The following is a 14,799-nucleotide window of genomic DNA, read 5'->3' as shown; positions in this document are numbered from 1 at the left end:
CCGGTTTAGAACCTCAGGTGGTTGGCGTTGTAGGTGCGTTTGAATGAGTAACCCAGGACATTGATGCCGTTGATCTGGCGACGCACGGTGTCGCCCAGGCCCGGGCCGTGGCCGGCGATCACCGCATGGGCGTTGTCCACCGGGGTGAGGATGTAGTCGCTGAGGGTGCGCCCTTGCTGCAGGCTGCGGATCATCAAGAAACCCTCTTCCAAAGCGATGCTGATGCCATTGATGGGGGCGTCGGGTTCGTCGTCGTGCAGGCTTTGGTAGGTGCCCACCGTGGTCAGCCAGTTGTCTGGCAGCGGCACCGGCTCGATGCGCTCGCCCAGTGCTTGCAACTGGCCGTGGCTCTTGGCGGTGAACACCCGATGGCCCTGGACCGAGAGCACGTCCAGTTGCACCCGCCCGAGGTTGCCCAGGTCCACCGGCCAGATCCCCAGCAGGCGCCGCTGCGCCCGCAGCCAGCCGTGCTCGTCGCGCAACAGCTCGAAACGGCTGCCGGCCAGCTCGCCGAACAGCCGCTGGCCCTGCTCGCGAATGCGTAGCACGCCCCAGCTGGTGGCATAGAATCCGCTCAGGTGCTGGCGGTCGGCGGCTTCCGGCACCCGGCGTTTCTGCCGGGCCGGCACCGGCGGCGGTGGGTGCGGTGTGTCGGTCTCGCCGTGGGCCTGGAGCAGCATGCGCAGCGCCTGGGGCACCAGGCTCCGGGCCAGGGCTTCAGCGCTGGCGCTGTTGCTCATCACGATCACCGCCAGTTGCGGCTCGGCAAGCACGCTGATTTGCGCATGGAAGTCATCGCCGGCCGCGCTGTGCTGCCAGGTACGAATGCCCGGGCGCACCCATTCGTCGCCGCAGGGCGAGAGGAACCAGCCCAGGCCCACCTGGCAGTCGAAGTCCAGCTGGTTGCCGCTGTTCTGCGGCCGCAGCATTTCCTTGACCGAAGCCGCTGACAGCACCTGATGCTGCTGGTGGCGGCCCTGGGCGAAGAGCATGCGCAGGTAGCGGCTCAGGTCCCGCGGGCTGCTCCACAGGCCGCCGGCAGAAATGTCGCGCAGCGGCACATCGGCGCTGCGTACCCCGTTCTGGTAGCCCCGGGCACGGAAAGGCTGGCTCTGCGCATCGCCGACAAAGCTCGACTGGCTCATGCCCAGCGGCCGCAGCAGGTGCTTTTGCAGCTGCTGTTCGAAATCCTGGCCGCTACTGCGCTCCACCGCGGCGCCGAGCAGGGCGTAGCCGAGATTGGAGTAGGCGGTCTGGGTGCCCGGTTCGTTGCTCAGCCACAGGCCGCTGGCCTTGCGCGGCAGCTCGCCGAGGGCCAGGGGCGTGCGCAACTCGCGCAGGTATTCGCTGGGCAACCCGGCCTGGTGGCTGAGCAGGCGACGCAGGGTAACCGCCTGGTCTGCGGCGCTCTGCTCTTGATGAAAGCGCGAGCGCACATAGAACTCCTTGAGGCTGTCCTGCAAGGGCGCATCCAGCTGCAGTCGGCCCTGATCCACCAGTTGCATCACCGCCGTGGCGGTCAGCAACTGGCTCAGGGCGCCGGCGCGAAACGCAGTGTTCTCGGTCACCTGCAGCCCGCGAGCCTGGTCGGCAAAACCAAAACCCCGGGCCCAGATCAGCTCCTGGCCGTCCACCAGGGCAATCGACAGCCCCGGCACTTGGTGCTCGGCCATCTCCCGGGGGATGTGCTGCTTCAGGTAGCGGATGATGCTGGCGTAGTCGCCGGCCGCGATCGACGGCGGTACCGGTGCCGGACCATTGCAGCCCAGGCTGCCCAGCAGGATGCCCAGCAGCGGCAGGCCGAGAAGTTTGGCAGACATGGAAAATCCGAGCGCAAATTCAATGGGCGGATGCTAGGCAAGGGGGGCAAGGCAGTCTTTGGCAGCTTTGTCGGGAAACTGTCAAAGAGTGTTAAGGCGGGGGTGAGGTGTTGCAGATGTCTGGATCGGGGTTGCGCTTGATGCCACCGCGCCTCGGGTCGAGGCGCGGGGTTCAGGGGAGGGGGCGTTACAACGCCAGGCTATGGATCACCTGGGTGGCGTCGTCGGGGTCGATGACGCTGCGCATGCCCAGCTGCTTGGCCAGGCGGCGCATGTTGTAGTTGGACGCGGCGTCCACCGAATACATCTGCTGGTAGCCATGCAGCCGGGCTTCGTCGATCAGGTGCTGCATCAGCAGGCTCTCCAGGCCCTTGCCTTGCCATTCATCGGCGATGGTCACGGCGAATTCGCATTGCTCGGGCTGGTCGTCCACCTGGGCATAGCGGCTGATGCCGACTTCGCGCAGTTCACCGTTGTCGTGCACCAGCGCCACATAGGCCACCCGCTGCGGGGTGCCGACGTCCATCAGCTGGTTCAGCAACTGTTCGCCCACTTCCTTGACCTCGCCGAGAAAACGCTGATGGCGGGTCAGCGGCGAGAGGTTTTCGATAAAGGCCTTTTCCCGACCCCGGTCCTGGGGCCGCAACGGGCGAATCAGTACGTGGCTGCCATCGGTCAGGGCGTCGATCCAGTACTGGCCCTGCTGGTCGGGGAACGGCGGGTGAGGGAGGGTATCGAGAGCGCTGTTGGGCATGATCAAGTCTCCGCAAAGGCAAAAGGATTGGCACTTGCCCCAAGCTTTATCCCGCTGGCGATCCGGGCTCTTGACCGGCATCAATATCTGCAGCGGTTGGTGCATCCGCGTCGATCAGTGGCGTTGCCACGCGGCGCTTTGGCTGTGGCGGCCGAGGCCGCCACAGGTTGCACCGGGAGACCCTTCAGTTGCGGTAGCCGGCCAGCGCCACCTCGGCATTGCGTGCCGGTGGCTTGCTGCCGCGGGTGCGCCAGTGCTCGATCAGTGCCCGGCCATGGGCCAGGCCGGCCTGCAGCGCCGCTTCGGTGCTGGCGTAGTCGTTGCCATAGGGCGGGCAGGCGAAATGCACCGAGAAGCAGGGGTGCTGGCCATGCCCGGTCAGGCGCCCGACATAGCTGTAGCTGGCGCCGGACTGATGGGCGTACAGGCTCGGCGAGCTGGGCTCGCGGATGATCATCACGTAGATGTCGTGATCGAATTGGGTGTCTTGGTACCAACTGCTGGAAGAATCCATGGTCCACCTCCTTGTCCGTAAAGCGACGCTGTCTCGGGCGTCAGCGGGTTGTTCAGTGCGGTTAGCGCCCGGGGGCATCAAGCAGTCCGCAGGGCTCTGCGAACAGCCCTTCGGGCAGCAATTTTTCCAGGGCCCGGGCGGCCCGCAGTACCAGTTGGTCGCGGCCGAAGCGGGCGACAATCTGCAGGCCGATGGGCAACCCGGCGGCGCTCAGGCCGCAGGGCATGCTCAGCGCCGGTTGGCGGCTGAAATTGAACGGGAAGGTGGTGGGCTGCCACATGGCGCTGATGGTTTCAGGCCAGTCGGGGGGCAGCAGGCGCTCCACGGCGAAGGGCTCGACCACCGCGGTGGGGGTCAGCAGCAGGTCGTAATCGGTCAGGAAGGCATGCAGCTGTTGCGCAACCTGGTGCCGCTCCTGTATCGCGGCGGCGTAGTCCAGGGCGCTGAGCTGGCGTGCCTGCGCCTGGCACTGCTGGAGAAAGTCGCCAATCAAGTGCTGGCGCTCGGCAGGTATCTCCTGGGCCACGGCGCTGGCCGCTTCCACCGGCCAGGCCCGCAGGTAGTTGGCCGCCGGCTGGCCGATATCCGGCGAAGCCAGCACCAGGGTGGCCCCGGCCTGTTGCAGCAGGCGGGCGGCGGCCAGGCAGCTGGCGGCAATCTGTGGGTCTACCTGGGCGGCATGCCCGAGGTCGGCGCTGAAGGCGATGCGCAGGCCGGCCACGCCGTCTTCGATCTGCCCGAGGAAATCCTCCGCCGGGCGAGGCCAGGCGAAGGGTTCGCCCGGCTCATGGCGGCTGATCAGTTCCATTAGCAGGGCGATGTCGCGCACATGCCGGGCAATCGGCCCTTCGGCGGACAGGCCGCCCGGGTCGATGCTCGGGCTGGCGGACACCAGGCCATGGCTGGGCTTGAACCCTATTACCCCGCAAAAGCTCGCCGGGGTACGGATCGATCCGGCGGCGTCATTGCCGGTGGCCGCCGGCGCGAAACCTGCGGCCACCGCGGCGGTGCTGCCGCCACTGCTGCCACCGGCATGCAGGGCCAGGTTCCAGGGGTTGCGGGTGATGCCGGTCAGCGGGCTGTCGGTGAGGGGCGTGGTGGCCAGCTCCGGCAGGGTGGTCTTGGCGATAAAGATCGCCCCGGCCTCGCGCAGCCGTGCCACCAGGGCGCTGTCATGTTGCAGGGGCGGGCCTCCGGCCAGGGCCTTGGAGCCGTTACCGGTGTGCCAGCCTTGAATATCGTGGTTGTCCTTGACCAGGATCGGAATGCCGTCCAGCCGGCCCATGGGTTGCCCCGCCGCCCAGCGCGCGCTGCTGGCCTGGGCGGCGAGCAGCGCGGCCTGGTCCTGGCGTTCGCACAGCGCGTTGAGCCCTGGCTCGTGGCGCTCGATGCGGGCCAGCACGGCCTGCAGCAGGTCCACCGGGGTGAACTGCAGGCTGGCAAAACCCTGCAGCAGTGCCTCGATGGACAGCAGGTGCAGGGCCGGTTGGCGGGATGGGGACAAGGGCATGGACAACTCTTCTTTCAGGGGCGCCGGGCGCGATTCGCGCAGCGCCGTTGAAGGCCTGCACAGGCACCGCGGGCGGCGCTCCGGCAGGACTTCGCGGTGAGTGACTCAGCGCCCACTGGTGACCTTGACCCAGGTACGGGTGCGGGTGCGTTCGGCCTTGGCCGGCAGCGGTGCCAGGGGGAACAGCCGGGTCATGGTTTCGGCGCCGGGGAACAGGTCCGGGTTGTCCAGCAGGCTCTGCTGGATAAAGGGTTTGGAATCGCTGACGCCGTTGGGGTAGCCGACGAAGTTGCTGATGGAGGCAATCACTTTGGGTTCCATCAGGTAGTTGAGCACCGCGTGGGCGGTGTCCACGTGCTTGGCCCCGGCAGGAATGGCCACGGTGTCGATCCACACCAGGGTGCCTTCCTTGGGAATGCGCATTTCGATGTGCACGCCGTTCTTGGCTTCATTGGCGCGGTTGGCCGCCTGCAGGAAACCGCCGGAGTAGCCCACCGCCACGCAGATGTTGCCGTTGGCGATATCGCCCATCCACTTGGCGCTGTGGAAGTAGCGCACATAGGGGCGCAGCTTGAGCAGCAGGGCCTCGGCCTTCTGGTAGTCGGCGGGGTTCTGGCTGTTGGGGTCCAGGCCCAGGTAGTGCAGGGCCAGGGGCAGCATTTCCGCCGGCGAGTCGAGGAAGGTCACGCCGCACTGGCTGAGCTTCTTCAGGTTCTCTTCCTTGAACACCAGGTCCCAGCTGTTGACCGGTGCGTCCGTGCCCAGCAGGGCCTGGACCTTGTCGCGGTTGTAGCCGATCAGGTTGGTGCCCCACATGTAGGGGATCACGTAGCGATTGCCCGGGTCGCTCTGCTCCAGCAGCTTCATCACCGCCGGGTCGAGGTTCTTCCAGTTCGGCAACTGGCTGCGGTCCAGGGGCTGGAAGGCGCCGGCGCTGATCTGCTTGCTGACGAATCCGCTGGAAGGCACCACCACGTCATAGCCACTGTGGCCGGTGAGCAGCTTGGCCTCGAGCACTTCGTTGCTTTCGAAGATGTCGTACTTGACCTTGATTCCGCTCTCGGCCTGGAAATCCTTGATGGTGTTCGGGGCGATGTATTCCGACCAGTTGAAGATGTTCACCGTGCGTTCGGCGGCGGCCTGGGCGGTGACAGAGGCGGTCAGGGCCAGGGCACCGAGGGTGCAGGCCGTGGCGAGGCGGGAGAGGGCGGTGTGCAGCGCTTTCATATGACAACTCCATGTCCGAAATGAGCGGTACCATCCGAGGCGGACATTTTTCGTCGGATAGGTCTGAGAGAGAATGCTGGCAACGGTCAATAGGGGATATTTGACGTCATTCTTGCGCACTGTCCGCCAGCGGGCCGAGTTGCCCGGCCAACTGACGGAAGCGCCCGGGGGCGACGCCGCTCCAGCGCTGGAAGGCGTGGCGGAAGCTGGCGGTTTCCTTGAAGCCCAGGGCTTCGGCGATGCGGTACACCGGCAGGCTGTGCTGCCCCAGCAGCTGTTGCGCACGGGCGTAGCGCAATTCGTCCAGCAGTTGCTGGTAGCTGGTGTCCTGGGCCCGCAGGCGCCGGCGCAGGGTGCTGGGTGAACAGTGCACCTGGCGCGCCAGGCTGTCGAAATCCGGCACCGCGTGCAGCTGTTCATTGAGGATGCGCCGCACCTGGTCGATCCAGGTGGGCCGTGCGCTGAGCTCCTCATTGAGGCGGATGCAGCGTTGCAGCATGTCGTTCTGGGTTACCAGGTCGGCCAGGGGTAGGCGCCGGTCCAGCCACTCCAGGTCGAAGCCGATGGCGTTGCGCCCGGCGTTGAAGTGCACCGGGCAGTTGAAAGCCTGCTGGTAGCTGTCCAGGTAGGGCTGCGGGGCGTGCTTGAGGTGCACCTCGCGCAGCGGCAGCGCGCAGCCCAGCAGGTCCTGGCAGGTGACGCGGTACGACGACATGCAGAAATCGGTGTTGAACACCTCAAGCTCGCTCTCGCTGTAATGGTCGGCGGTGAGCCAGGCCAGGCCATCGCGGATCTCCAGGTCGAGGTCGAAAAAGGTGCCCAGCAAAAGCGGGTAGCGCAGCGCCAGGGACCAGCCTTCGCGCAGGGTGGCGCTGGTCAGCAGGGTCAGGCCGAACATGCCGTAGGCGCTGATATGCAGGTTGCGCCCCAGCTCCAGGCCCAGGTCCTGGCGGAAGGCCACGGCGTTGCTGAACACGCGCATTTCCTGGCTGATATTGATCAGGCTGTTGGGCAGCTCCAGGTCTGCCAGCTGGATGCCGCTGCCCTCCAGCAGTACCTCGGGGGCTACCTCACTGCCACTAAAGGCATCCAGCACCGCTTGGGTGGTGTGCAGGGTGGTCAGGCGAAGAGCGGCCATGGGCGATCTCGGGTGGCGGGCAAAGGCGTGACTTTAGGGGTTACGCGCCCGGGGTTCAATTCCATGCGCTCCTTAGGCGCTGGCTTGCCAGCGAAGGCATCGGTTGGGTCGTTGCAAGGCTTGCGCGCCCCTTCGCCGGCAAGCCGGCTCCTACAGGGCCGGGCGCGATGTTCAGCCGCGCCAGGCGCGGTAGGCCGCCGGCAGGCAGCGGGCGCAGGGCCGGTAGCCGGCGGCGATGGCGCTGGCGGCATCGAGGAAGAACACTCGCTGGCGCACATAGCCGCCCCGGGCGATGGCCGCCAGGGCGCAGGGGCAGTCCAGGCGGCCATAGATACGGCTGCGTCGATGGCCGCCCAGGGTGCCCGGGCAGGGGCTGGCGAAGGCGCGACCCTGGGCGTCGAGCAGGGTCCAGCTGCGCTTCTGGCTCAAGGCCCGGGCACCCGCCACAGGTACCAGGCCGCGGTGGTGCGCCAGGGGCTGAAGGCCTGGCCGATTTCCCGCAGCTGCCGCGGGCTGGGCTGCTGCTCCAGGCCCTTGAGGCGGCGGTAGCCTTCGCGCACGCCAAAGTCATCCACCGGCAGTATGTCCTCCCGCTCCAGGCTGTAGATCAGCAGCATCTCCACGGTCCAGCGGCCAATGCCGGGCAGTTGGGTCAGGCGCGCGATCAGCTGTTCATCGTCCATCTCCCGAGCCGCTTGGGCACTCGGCACGCGGCCGTCGAGGCGGGCCTGGGCGATGCCTTGCAGGGTCGCCACCTTGCGCGCGGAAAAGCCGCAGCCACGCAGGCTTTCCTGGCTGGCGCCGGCCAGTTGCCCGGGCGTGGGGAACTCCTGCCCGGGAAACAGGCCCCGCAGCCGGCCGAGTATCGCGTCGCCGGCACGGGCGTGCAGTTGCTGATAAGCCACGGCCCGCACCAGCGCCTGATAGGGCTCGCGCTCCGGGCGCGGTTGATGCAGGCAGGGGCCGACGGCCGCAATCAGCGCGGCCCAGTCGGCGTCCAGTGCGGCAAGAAAAGCGGTGGCGGGGCAGGTGGGCATCGAAGGTCCAGGGCAAGTGGCGAGGCGAGGGGCAGATTAGCCCGCGGCTTAACCTCTTGCACCCGGTCTCTTGCGCTGGAATTCGTGGCCTGGGCGCTGATTCCAATCCGTGTTCGCAAGCAGGCAGCGCCGTTAATCGGTCGGCGCGGTGCCTGGTTAACAAAAAATTGAATATTCAACAAAGTGTTGATATTTTTCCTGCCTGTTTTTTCCGCCGAGCTGCCCATGAACGCCGTCGCCGATTCTGTTGTTGCCGAACGCCAGTTGGTCTTGCAGGTGCTGCACAGCACCGTGCAGATGCTGGGCCCCGTGGTGGGCGCCCATGTGGAGATCGTGCTGCACGACCTTAGTCGCCCCGAAGCCTCGATCGTGGCCATTGCCAATGGCCAGGTGACCGGGCGCCGGGTCGGTGGCCCGGTGCTCGGCGGGCCGCGCCACGACCTGGGCTTCAGTGCGGTGATGCGCGCCTTGCAGGACCGCTCGGCGAGCACCCCGCTGGTGCTGGAGAACTACCCGACCCTGGCCCCCGACGGCCGTGAGCTGCGCAGCTCGACGGTGATTTTCCGCGACCGCGACGGCCAGCCCTTCGCCAGCCTGTGCAGCAACAGCGACCTCAGCGGCATCGCCGCCGCCCATGCCTGCCTGGGCCAGTTGCTGGGCCTGGGCAGCGCCCCCGAACCGCTTCCGGACAGCGCCCAGGAGCGACCCCAGGACATGGAGCAGCTGTTGGCGCAGATCATTCACAGCGCCTGCCCGGCGGGCACGCGCCTGAGCAAGGGGCACAAGCTCGAAGCCGTGCGCCAGATGCAGGAACGCGGGGTGTTCATCGTCAAGGGCGGCATCGAGAAGGCCGCCGCAGCCCTCGGGGTGACCCGCTACAGCATCTACAACTACCTGGAACAGATTCGCGCCCAGAGCGCCGAGGAATGACCGTGATGCAACTGGATATCTTTCAAGTGGATGCCTTCAGCTCCAGCGTTTTTGGCGGCAACCCGGCGGCGGTCTGCCCCCTGGATGCCTGGTTGCCGGACGCGCTGCTGCAACGCATCGCCGCCGAGAACAACCTCTCGGAAACCGCGTTTTTCGTGCCCAGCGGCGAGCTGTTCGAGCTGCGCTGGTTCACCCCCACGGTGGAGGTCGACCTCTGTGGTCACGCCACCCTGGCCACCGCCTGGGTGCTGTTCGAGCAGTTGGGCGAGGGCCGTGACCTGCTGCGTTTTTCCACCCGCAGCGGCGAGTTGCGGGTCAGTCGCGAGGGCGACCTGCTGTCCATGGACTTCCCCGCCAAGCAGCCCGAGGCGGTGGCAATTCCCCCTGGCCTGCTGGAGGCCCTGGGTTTGTCGACGGCCGAGGCCCTGTACCAGACCGACGACTACCTGCTGGTGCTGGACGACGAAAGCCTGGTTGAAGGCCTGGCGCCGGATTTCGCCGCGCTGGCGGCCTTCGATGTGCGCGGCATCGCGGTGACCGCGCCGTCCCGGGCGTTCGACTTTGTCTCGCGCTGGTTCGGCCCGCGGGTCGGGGTCAATGAAGACCCGGTGACCGGCTCCGCCCATACCTCGCTGGCGCCTTACTGGGCCGCGCGCCTGGGCAAGGCTCAACTGCGTGCGCAACAGGGCGGGGCGCGCAAGGGCCAGTTGCAGTGCCAGGTGCTGGACAACGGCCGGGTGCTGATCAGTGGTCGGGGCGCCCTCTACCTCAAGGGTCGGGTGTTTCTCTGAGGCAGCCATCGGGGCTTCGGCACGGGGATTTGTCTCCAGGCCGCTAGGGGTTTAGAGTCGCGCTTTTTTAGCCTGACCAGGACGCCCCGGACAATGGACCTGACCCGCCACCTCTTTCGCCCTTCGGCCACTTCGCTGCTGGCCGTGCTGCTGACCCTGGGGGCCGCAAGCGCCCAGGCGACGAGCCTGACCCAGAGCCTGAGCCAGTGCCAGCCGGACTTCTTCAAGACCCTCTACCAACAGCGCGCAGCGCTTGGGCAGGTGGCCCAGCTGGCCCAGGACGACCGGCAAGGCATTGCCTGGGTGCCGGTGCGTGACCGCCGTGACAGTGACACGGCCCTTAGCGCGTTCTCCAGCCCGCTGCTGGACCAGGGGCTGCGCCTGAGCGGCTATTACGACCGGGTGTTCGATCTGGGGGCGCAGGGCATCTACTATTTCTGGGGCCTGCAAATCGACGCCAGCCGCGAGGCGGTGATGGCCGCCATGCCCCAGGCGGGCTGGCAAGAGGCCGGTGAATATTTCATTTCCCGGCCGCAGATCAAGGCCAGCGCCGATGCGCCCTGGAAGGACAACCCGGCGGCGGTTTCGGGCATTGCCCCGGCGCCCGGTTCCGCGGAAAAAATCCTTATGCTCAGCGTCGAGGACGGCAAGACCCGCTTGCTCTGCTCGCTGCAGGGCAGTGTCGATACTCGCCTGTTGCACCAGGAGCGGCCGGACCTGGCCCAGGGAGCCAAGCCATGAACAAGCTCTGCCTCTTCAGCGCCGCGTTGCTGCTTGCCGGTTGCGCTGCTCACGACGCCCCCCAGGAAACCGCCCAGGACAGCGCCGCGCCCGCCCCGGAGCCGGGCCGCCCGGAGGCCATGTTCAAGGTCATGGAAACCCCGGAAAGCACCACCTATTTTGCCGCCAACTCCCTGGCGCTGTACCAGGGCAATACCCACCTGCGGCAGTTCTACCTGATCAACAACTACCGCCAACCCACGGTGTTGGGAGAAGGCAAAGCGCCGATCCGCAGTTCGCGGGTGGTGCGCCTGATCAACTGCGAACGTGATGAAACGGCGCAGTTCGGCCGGGTGTATTTCTCCGAGCCCTTCGCCCAGGGCGTCGAGGTCACGCGCAAGGAAAGTGCTCCGCAATGGGCCGCCTTCCCCCGGCAGTCGGTGATCGGCGAGCTGCGCAACATGGCCTGCGCCATCGAACCGGCACGGCTTATTGCTCCCCCCTTCAAAGCCCCGGAGCAGCCTTGAGCGGGGCTGATGGAAAACGGCCAGGCGCCGTGCTGCGCGACAGCAACCTGCGCATCAGCCTCAGCGGCGAGCAGGCCCTGGAGGCCCTGGCCGAACTGGAGTTCATGCTGCTGTCGCTGCACCGCATGGGCAGCCATTACCAGGGCCGGCCAGTGGCCGACTACCAGCGCGCCACCACCGAATTCATCGACCAGCAAGGCGTGACCCAGCGCCTGGCCAAGGTCCGCCGGATCCTCAGCGAGCCGTTCGACCGGCGCCTGGGCGCGGACGATATGGACGATATCGAGCGCCATGTGCAGGGCATCGAGTTGTGGCGGCCGGAACAGGAGTAGACCCATGTGCAGAATCAGTATTGCCCTGGCCAGCCCCAGCACCGAGCCGGTGTTGCTGAAGTTTCTCCACCAGCGCCTGGGGTTGTCGCTGCTGACCGCTCGCGGGCATCTGGCCAAGGGCCCGCAGGGGCTCTTCTACAGTGAGTTGTTGTATGGCAACGACCACCCGCAACGGGACGCCGAGATCCGCGACATCATCGCTTTCTTCGACGCCCGCCAGGTGCCGCTGGTGTTCTTCGAAAGTGACGAGCAGGCCGACCCGAAGGAGGGCGAGCCACTGGAGCAGGAGGTGCTGATCAATCAGCTGGAGGCAGCCCGGGGGCGCTATGCCTGACGCCGCCCAATGTTGAATGGCGGCCAAAGGAAACGCCGCGTGTCGCCAGAGGCCACGCGGCGTTTTTTATGCACGGAGCAGGGCCGCGGTCAGCGCCGGCTCAGCCAGTAACCGTGCAGCTCGCGGGCGGCGGGCTCGATGGCGGCCACTTGCTGGCGCTGCTGGTTGAAGTCGAGGTCGGCCGGCAGTTCGAAGTTGTCCTGCTCGGCGCAGTCGATGATCAGTTGCAGCAGTTGGGTCTGTGTCGCGGGCATCTCCGGCCAGTTGCCCACGGCCACACCGCGCAGGTAGCCAAAGCACCATTCCTCGGCCAGCAGCAGGTCCTGGCCCTGGTGTTCGCTGTGCTCGAAGCGCGCGCTAAAGCCCGCGGCATCGCTACTCAGTTGCTCCGCCAGGCCATTGATATGGCGCACGCAGAGGTCGATGAACTGCCGGCATTCCTGGGGATCGTCCCAGTTCGGGTTTTCGCCGCCCCAGATGCCCGGGAACCATTCGGCGATATCCACCTGGGCCGGCCCCGAGACCAGCGCGGTGAAGTAGCCGTCCAGTTCGCAGGGGTTGAGCACCGAGTGATCGTCGCCGTACTTGAGCAGGGTGTCTTCGAGCACCTCGAAGTCGGCGGCGTTGAGTGGAGTGTTGTGCATGATCTAGATCCAAGAAAGGCAGCGGCAAGTTTCCAGCTTCGAGCGGCAAGACTCAAGCGCCAGTCTTAAGCTTGCCGCTCAAGCGCAAAGCGCTTGCGGTCAGGTGTTATGCAGCAAGTCTTGGGCGTCGAGCAGGCGGTAGGCGATTTCCGGGCGGCTTTCCATGGCCCGGCGAATGGCGGCGGGGATCGACTGGCGGGTCTTGCGGCACAAACCGGGATGCTCGTCCAGGACGATGGCGATGCCGCGCATGCTGCGCACGACATTGTCGCTGGGGGTGATCTGCACGCGGATGCCGAGCTTGGCATACATCTGCCGCTGCATATGTTCCAGGTCCGCCAGGTCCTTGAGGTTCTCCAGGCGTTCCACCAGGCGTTTTTCCTCCTGGCGCGTGAGCATCAGGATGCGCAGGTCGGCGCCGGGGGTTGCCAACAGCTGTTCACGCTCGCAGATGCAGGCGCCGGGGGGGCAGGGTTGGCGAACGGGAAGGCTGTCGGTCATGGTGAAACATCATAGCCAGCGCATGTAGCGGCTGACCACAGGCATCTGTAGGAGCAGGCTTGCCTGCGAAGGCGTCCACAAGGGCGATGCAAGGCTTGAGGGCCTCTTCGCCGGCAAGCCGGCTCCTACCTGATACAGCGCAGGGGCCTGTCCTTGATCCTGATCAAGGCACTGTGCTGCCGAGGATTCTAAGTTGCAGGTTCTATCCCAACTGCCGGGACCTGCCATGGCCAAGCCCTTTCCCCAGAACCCCAAGCACCCCGAGCGCATTTGCTGGGGCTGCGACCGTTATTGCGCGGCCAATGCCCTGGCTTGCGGCAACGGTGCGGACCGCACCATGCACCCGGCGGAAATGTTCGGCGAAGACTGGAACCAGCAGGGCGACTGGGGGCTGCAAGTGCCGGCCAGCGAGGCCGTGGTGCCGCAGCAGAAGGACCGCTGAGTTCCCGAAGGCATCGCCTCCAGGCTAAGGCATTCCGCGTGCTGTTCCTCGACTCCGGGCAAGCCCCGCGGGATGGCCTTGTGCGGGTCTGGCGGGCTGTTTATATTTTCCACTGCCCAACAGTCCCCTGCGGTGCCACCCCCATGAACCTCGCTACCCTGGCGTTATTCCTGCCTGCCTGTTTCGCCCTGAACATGGCCCCTGGCCCCAATAACCTGCTGTCGGTGAGGAATGCCACCGCCTACGGTTTTCGCACCGCCTGCCTGGCCGGCGGCGGGCGCTTGCTGGCCTTCGCCCTGATGATCGCCCTGGCCGCGGCGGGGCTGGCAGTGGTGCTGCAGGCCTCGGAACTGCTGTTCCACGGGATCAAGATTCTCGGCGCCGGCTACCTGCTGTACCTGGCCTATCAACTGTGGACCGCCGATACCCGGGGCGAGGCCCAAGGACGCAGCACGACCCTGGGCCTGGGGGCCCTGGCGCGGCAGGAATTCCTGATTGCCATTGGCAACCCCAAGGCGATCCTGATCTTCACCGCCTTTCTGCCGCAGTTCGTCGACCCCGGGCAGCCGGTGCCGGGGCAGTTCCTGATGCTGGGGCTGTTGTTCCTGGCGCTGGAGTGGATTGCCATCAGCGCCTACGCCTGGATGGGCCTGCACATGCGTCGCTGGTTCGCCCAGCCGCGGGGGCGGCGCCTGTTCAATCGCGGTTGTGCGCTGCTGCTGTCGGCTGCGGCTTCGGTGTTGCTGCTGGCACGGCGTAGCTGAGCCCAGATTTCATCGCGGTGCGGTGCGTTCTCCCCGGCGAACCGGGGAGAACGCCTGGGTTCACGCACTGATATTGAAGTAGGGGTCCCAGGAGCAGTAACCCAATACCTTGTTGCTGCTGTCGACAATCATAAAGCTCCAGGTATAGGTGATGCCCGTGTAGGGCAGGGTGGCGTTAGCCTGCCAGTAGAAGTTCTTCACTATTTGCGCGGTCGGCTGGCCGGAATAGTCGTTGGGGTTGCTGGTATTGATGATGGGCAGCGGCGATTTCGGCAGCGTGTTGGGGGCGATCTGGGTCAGGCACTCGCCGACTGCATTCGGGTCGGGAAAAGTCTGGACGTACTTGTACAGAATCACCGAATAGTTCATGTCCTTGGTCAGGCTGGTGGAGCGCCAGTGAACGATGTCTCCCGAGTTGAGGTTGACCGCCAGTTCGGCGGTGCCCTCGCCGCTGTCGGCGTAGTCACGCCGGGCGCTCATGAACACCACCTTGTCGGAGAGCTTCACGTGATCGCTGTCGATGAAGTTGTAGAGGTTGGTGGGGTGGTGCGGATCGCTGCTGAGTTCGAACGTGCCACCTATGAACGACTTGCCTTTGCTTTCGAGAATGGTCCCAACATCGATGATGACCATGATGTCCACTATCTTGGAGGCGGGCATAATCAGCTCCCTGCTGTCATTGTCGGCTACCTGTCCGTCCAGGCGGCCCGGGCATTGGTTTTTGGGGTGCGACTGCTCGCTACCAGGGGCCTGGGTACGGATTGCGCCAGGCCAGGGTCCATGCACGTGCAGCAGGTCGCGAGTGGAATCTAGA

At 66.0% G+C, this 14,799-nt stretch carries 19 protein-coding genes; 8 read left to right on the top strand and 11 right to left on the bottom strand.

Annotation, left to right across the window (positions count from 1 at the left end; genetic code table 11):
* Positions 1 to 5: 5 nt before the first annotated feature.
* The 8 genes from J4P02_RS03105 to J4P02_RS03070 all read right to left on the bottom strand — a co-directional run bounded on the left by J4P02_RS03105 (position 6) and on the right by J4P02_RS03070 (position 8,000).
* The gene (locus J4P02_RS03105) at positions 6 to 1,820 is read right to left on the bottom strand and encodes a serine hydrolase domain-containing protein (RefSeq protein WP_426187652.1); all 1,815 of its coding nucleotides are present in this window, start codon (positions 1,818 to 1,820) and stop codon (positions 6 to 8) included.
* A gap of 187 nt (positions 1,821 to 2,007) precedes the next feature.
* Positions 2,008 to 2,574, bottom strand: coding sequence for a GNAT family N-acetyltransferase (locus J4P02_RS03100; protein WP_426187650.1), 567 nt, complete (start codon positions 2,572 to 2,574; stop codon positions 2,008 to 2,010).
* A 184-nt stretch (positions 2,575 to 2,758) separates the two neighbouring features.
* A complete protein-coding gene (locus J4P02_RS03095; protein ID WP_426187648.1) occupies positions 2,759 to 3,088 on the bottom strand; it encodes a hypothetical protein in 330 nt (109 codons plus the stop codon).
* A gap of 61 nt (positions 3,089 to 3,149) precedes the next feature.
* Complete coding sequence (locus J4P02_RS03090; protein WP_426187646.1) at positions 3,150 to 4,598, bottom strand: amidase; 1,449 nt, start codon at positions 4,596 to 4,598, stop codon at positions 3,150 to 3,152.
* 105 nt (positions 4,599 to 4,703) lie between these two features.
* Positions 4,704 to 5,825, bottom strand: a complete 1,122-nt coding sequence (locus J4P02_RS03085; protein WP_426187644.1) for a polyamine ABC transporter substrate-binding protein — start codon at positions 5,823 to 5,825, stop codon at positions 4,704 to 4,706.
* 106 nt (positions 5,826 to 5,931) lie between these two features.
* Positions 5,932 to 6,963, bottom strand: a complete 1,032-nt coding sequence (locus J4P02_RS03080; protein ID WP_426187642.1) for an AraC family transcriptional regulator — start codon at positions 6,961 to 6,963, stop codon at positions 5,932 to 5,934.
* A 171-nt stretch (positions 6,964 to 7,134) separates the two neighbouring features.
* Positions 7,135 to 7,392, bottom strand: coding sequence for an Ada metal-binding domain-containing protein (locus J4P02_RS03075; RefSeq protein ID WP_426187640.1), 258 nt, complete (start codon positions 7,390 to 7,392; stop codon positions 7,135 to 7,137).
* Positions 7,389 to 8,000: a DNA-3-methyladenine glycosylase family protein gene (locus tag J4P02_RS03070; RefSeq protein ID WP_426187638.1), complete on the bottom strand. Its 612-nt coding sequence runs from the start codon at positions 7,998 to 8,000 to the stop codon at positions 7,389 to 7,391. The genes J4P02_RS03075 and J4P02_RS03070 overlap by 4 nt, the downstream gene beginning before the upstream one ends.
* Positions 8,001 to 8,225: 225 nt before the next feature.
* Between J4P02_RS03070 and J4P02_RS03065 the strand changes: the two genes are divergently transcribed.
* The 6 genes from J4P02_RS03065 (at position 8,226) to J4P02_RS03040 (ending at position 11,634) form a co-directional block, all read left to right on the top strand.
* Positions 8,226 to 8,930 carry a helix-turn-helix transcriptional regulator gene (locus J4P02_RS03065; protein ID WP_426187636.1) on the top strand — a complete coding sequence of 235 codons (705 nt, stop codon included), beginning with the start codon at positions 8,226 to 8,228 and terminating at the stop codon, positions 8,928 to 8,930.
* A gap of 5 nt (positions 8,931 to 8,935) precedes the next feature.
* Positions 8,936 to 9,721 (top strand): PhzF family phenazine biosynthesis protein, encoded by a 786-nt coding sequence (locus tag J4P02_RS03060; protein ID WP_426187725.1) that lies wholly within the window; start codon positions 8,936 to 8,938, stop codon positions 9,719 to 9,721.
* 93 nt (positions 9,722 to 9,814) lie between these two features.
* Positions 9,815 to 10,462, top strand: a complete 648-nt coding sequence (locus J4P02_RS03055; protein ID WP_426187634.1) for a hypothetical protein — start codon at positions 9,815 to 9,817, stop codon at positions 10,460 to 10,462.
* Positions 10,459 to 10,968: a surface-adhesin E family protein gene (locus J4P02_RS03050; protein ID WP_426187633.1), complete on the top strand. Its 510-nt coding sequence runs from the start codon at positions 10,459 to 10,461 to the stop codon at positions 10,966 to 10,968. The genes J4P02_RS03055 and J4P02_RS03050 overlap by 4 nt, the downstream gene beginning before the upstream one ends.
* A gap of 29 nt (positions 10,969 to 10,997) precedes the next feature.
* A complete protein-coding gene (locus J4P02_RS03045; protein ID WP_426187631.1) occupies positions 10,998 to 11,300 on the top strand; it encodes a hypothetical protein in 303 nt (100 codons plus the stop codon).
* A gap of 4 nt (positions 11,301 to 11,304) precedes the next feature.
* Positions 11,305 to 11,634 carry a hypothetical protein gene (locus tag J4P02_RS03040; protein WP_426187629.1) on the top strand — a complete coding sequence of 110 codons (330 nt, stop codon included), beginning with the start codon at positions 11,305 to 11,307 and terminating at the stop codon, positions 11,632 to 11,634.
* 89 nt (positions 11,635 to 11,723) lie between these two features.
* Here the strand turns inward: J4P02_RS03040 and J4P02_RS03035 are convergent, their stop codons facing one another.
* Together J4P02_RS03035 and J4P02_RS03030 are read right to left on the bottom strand one after the other, a co-directional pair.
* Entirely contained in the window at positions 11,724 to 12,278 is a 555-nt protein-coding gene (locus J4P02_RS03035; RefSeq protein ID WP_426187627.1) for a UPF0149 family protein, read from the bottom strand.
* Positions 12,279 to 12,377: 99 nt separating this feature from the next.
* A complete protein-coding gene (locus tag J4P02_RS03030) occupies positions 12,378 to 12,779 on the bottom strand; it encodes a hypothetical protein (RefSeq protein WP_426187625.1) in 402 nt (133 codons plus the stop codon).
* A 226-nt stretch (positions 12,780 to 13,005) separates the two neighbouring features.
* On the opposite strand from J4P02_RS03030, the gene J4P02_RS03025 reads away from it, so the two are divergent.
* Together J4P02_RS03025 and J4P02_RS03020 are read left to right on the top strand one after the other, a co-directional pair.
* The gene (locus tag J4P02_RS03025) at positions 13,006 to 13,221 is read left to right on the top strand and encodes a DUF3079 domain-containing protein (protein WP_426187623.1); all 216 of its coding nucleotides are present in this window, start codon (positions 13,006 to 13,008) and stop codon (positions 13,219 to 13,221) included.
* Between the two features lie 143 nt (positions 13,222 to 13,364).
* Positions 13,365 to 13,985 carry a LysE family translocator gene (locus tag J4P02_RS03020; RefSeq protein WP_426187621.1) on the top strand — a complete coding sequence of 207 codons (621 nt, stop codon included), beginning with the start codon at positions 13,365 to 13,367 and terminating at the stop codon, positions 13,983 to 13,985.
* Positions 13,986 to 14,045: 60 nt separating this feature from the next.
* Here the strand turns inward: J4P02_RS03020 and J4P02_RS03015 are convergent, their stop codons facing one another.
* Positions 14,046 to 14,645 (bottom strand): AidA/PixA family protein, encoded by a 600-nt coding sequence (locus J4P02_RS03015; protein WP_426187619.1) that lies wholly within the window; start codon positions 14,643 to 14,645, stop codon positions 14,046 to 14,048.
* Positions 14,646 to 14,799: the final 154 nt, after the last annotated feature.

The organism is Pseudomonas sp. NFXW11 (genome assembly GCF_049887815.1).
Classification (GTDB): Bacteria; Pseudomonadota; Gammaproteobacteria; order Pseudomonadales; family Pseudomonadaceae; genus Aquipseudomonas.
The sequence above is the reverse complement of the archived record's forward strand: the minus strand, read 5'-3'. Positions and strand labels throughout refer to the sequence as shown.

Excerpts from the sequence above, each read along its gene's own strand:
- J4P02_RS03105 (WP_426187652.1), bottom strand. The coding sequence starts at position 1,820 with ATGTCTGCCAAACTTCTCGGCCTGCCGCTGCTGGGCATCCTGCTGGGC.
- J4P02_RS03100 (WP_426187650.1), bottom strand. The coding sequence starts at position 2,574 with ATGCCCAACAGCGCTCTCGATACCCTCCCTCACCCGCCGTTCCCCGAC.
- J4P02_RS03095 (WP_426187648.1), bottom strand. The coding sequence starts at position 3,088 with ATGGATTCTTCCAGCAGTTGGTACCAAGACACCCAATTCGATCACGAC.
- J4P02_RS03090 (WP_426187646.1), bottom strand. The coding sequence starts at position 4,598 with ATGCCCTTGTCCCCATCCCGCCAACCGGCCCTGCACCTGCTGTCCATC.
- J4P02_RS03085 (WP_426187644.1), bottom strand. The coding sequence starts at position 5,825 with ATGAAAGCGCTGCACACCGCCCTCTCCCGCCTCGCCACGGCCTGCACC.
- J4P02_RS03080 (WP_426187642.1), bottom strand. The coding sequence starts at position 6,963 with ATGGCCGCTCTTCGCCTGACCACCCTGCACACCACCCAAGCGGTGCTG.
- J4P02_RS03070 (WP_426187638.1), bottom strand. The coding sequence starts at position 8,000 with ATGCCCACCTGCCCCGCCACCGCTTTTCTTGCCGCACTGGACGCCGAC.
- J4P02_RS03065 (WP_426187636.1), top strand. The coding sequence starts at position 8,226 with ATGAACGCCGTCGCCGATTCTGTTGTTGCCGAACGCCAGTTGGTCTTG.
- J4P02_RS03060 (WP_426187725.1), top strand. The coding sequence starts at position 8,936 with ATGCAACTGGATATCTTTCAAGTGGATGCCTTCAGCTCCAGCGTTTTT.
- J4P02_RS03055 (WP_426187634.1), top strand. The coding sequence starts at position 9,815 with ATGGACCTGACCCGCCACCTCTTTCGCCCTTCGGCCACTTCGCTGCTG.
- J4P02_RS03050 (WP_426187633.1), top strand. The coding sequence starts at position 10,459 with ATGAACAAGCTCTGCCTCTTCAGCGCCGCGTTGCTGCTTGCCGGTTGC.
- J4P02_RS03040 (WP_426187629.1), top strand. The coding sequence starts at position 11,305 with ATGTGCAGAATCAGTATTGCCCTGGCCAGCCCCAGCACCGAGCCGGTG.
- J4P02_RS03035 (WP_426187627.1), bottom strand. The coding sequence starts at position 12,278 with ATGCACAACACTCCACTCAACGCCGCCGACTTCGAGGTGCTCGAAGAC.
- J4P02_RS03030 (WP_426187625.1), bottom strand. The coding sequence starts at position 12,779 with ATGACCGACAGCCTTCCCGTTCGCCAACCCTGCCCCCCCGGCGCCTGC.
- J4P02_RS03025 (WP_426187623.1), top strand. The coding sequence starts at position 13,006 with ATGGCCAAGCCCTTTCCCCAGAACCCCAAGCACCCCGAGCGCATTTGC.
- J4P02_RS03020 (WP_426187621.1), top strand. The coding sequence starts at position 13,365 with ATGAACCTCGCTACCCTGGCGTTATTCCTGCCTGCCTGTTTCGCCCTG.
- J4P02_RS03015 (WP_426187619.1), bottom strand. The coding sequence starts at position 14,645 with ATGCCCGCCTCCAAGATAGTGGACATCATGGTCATCATCGATGTTGGG.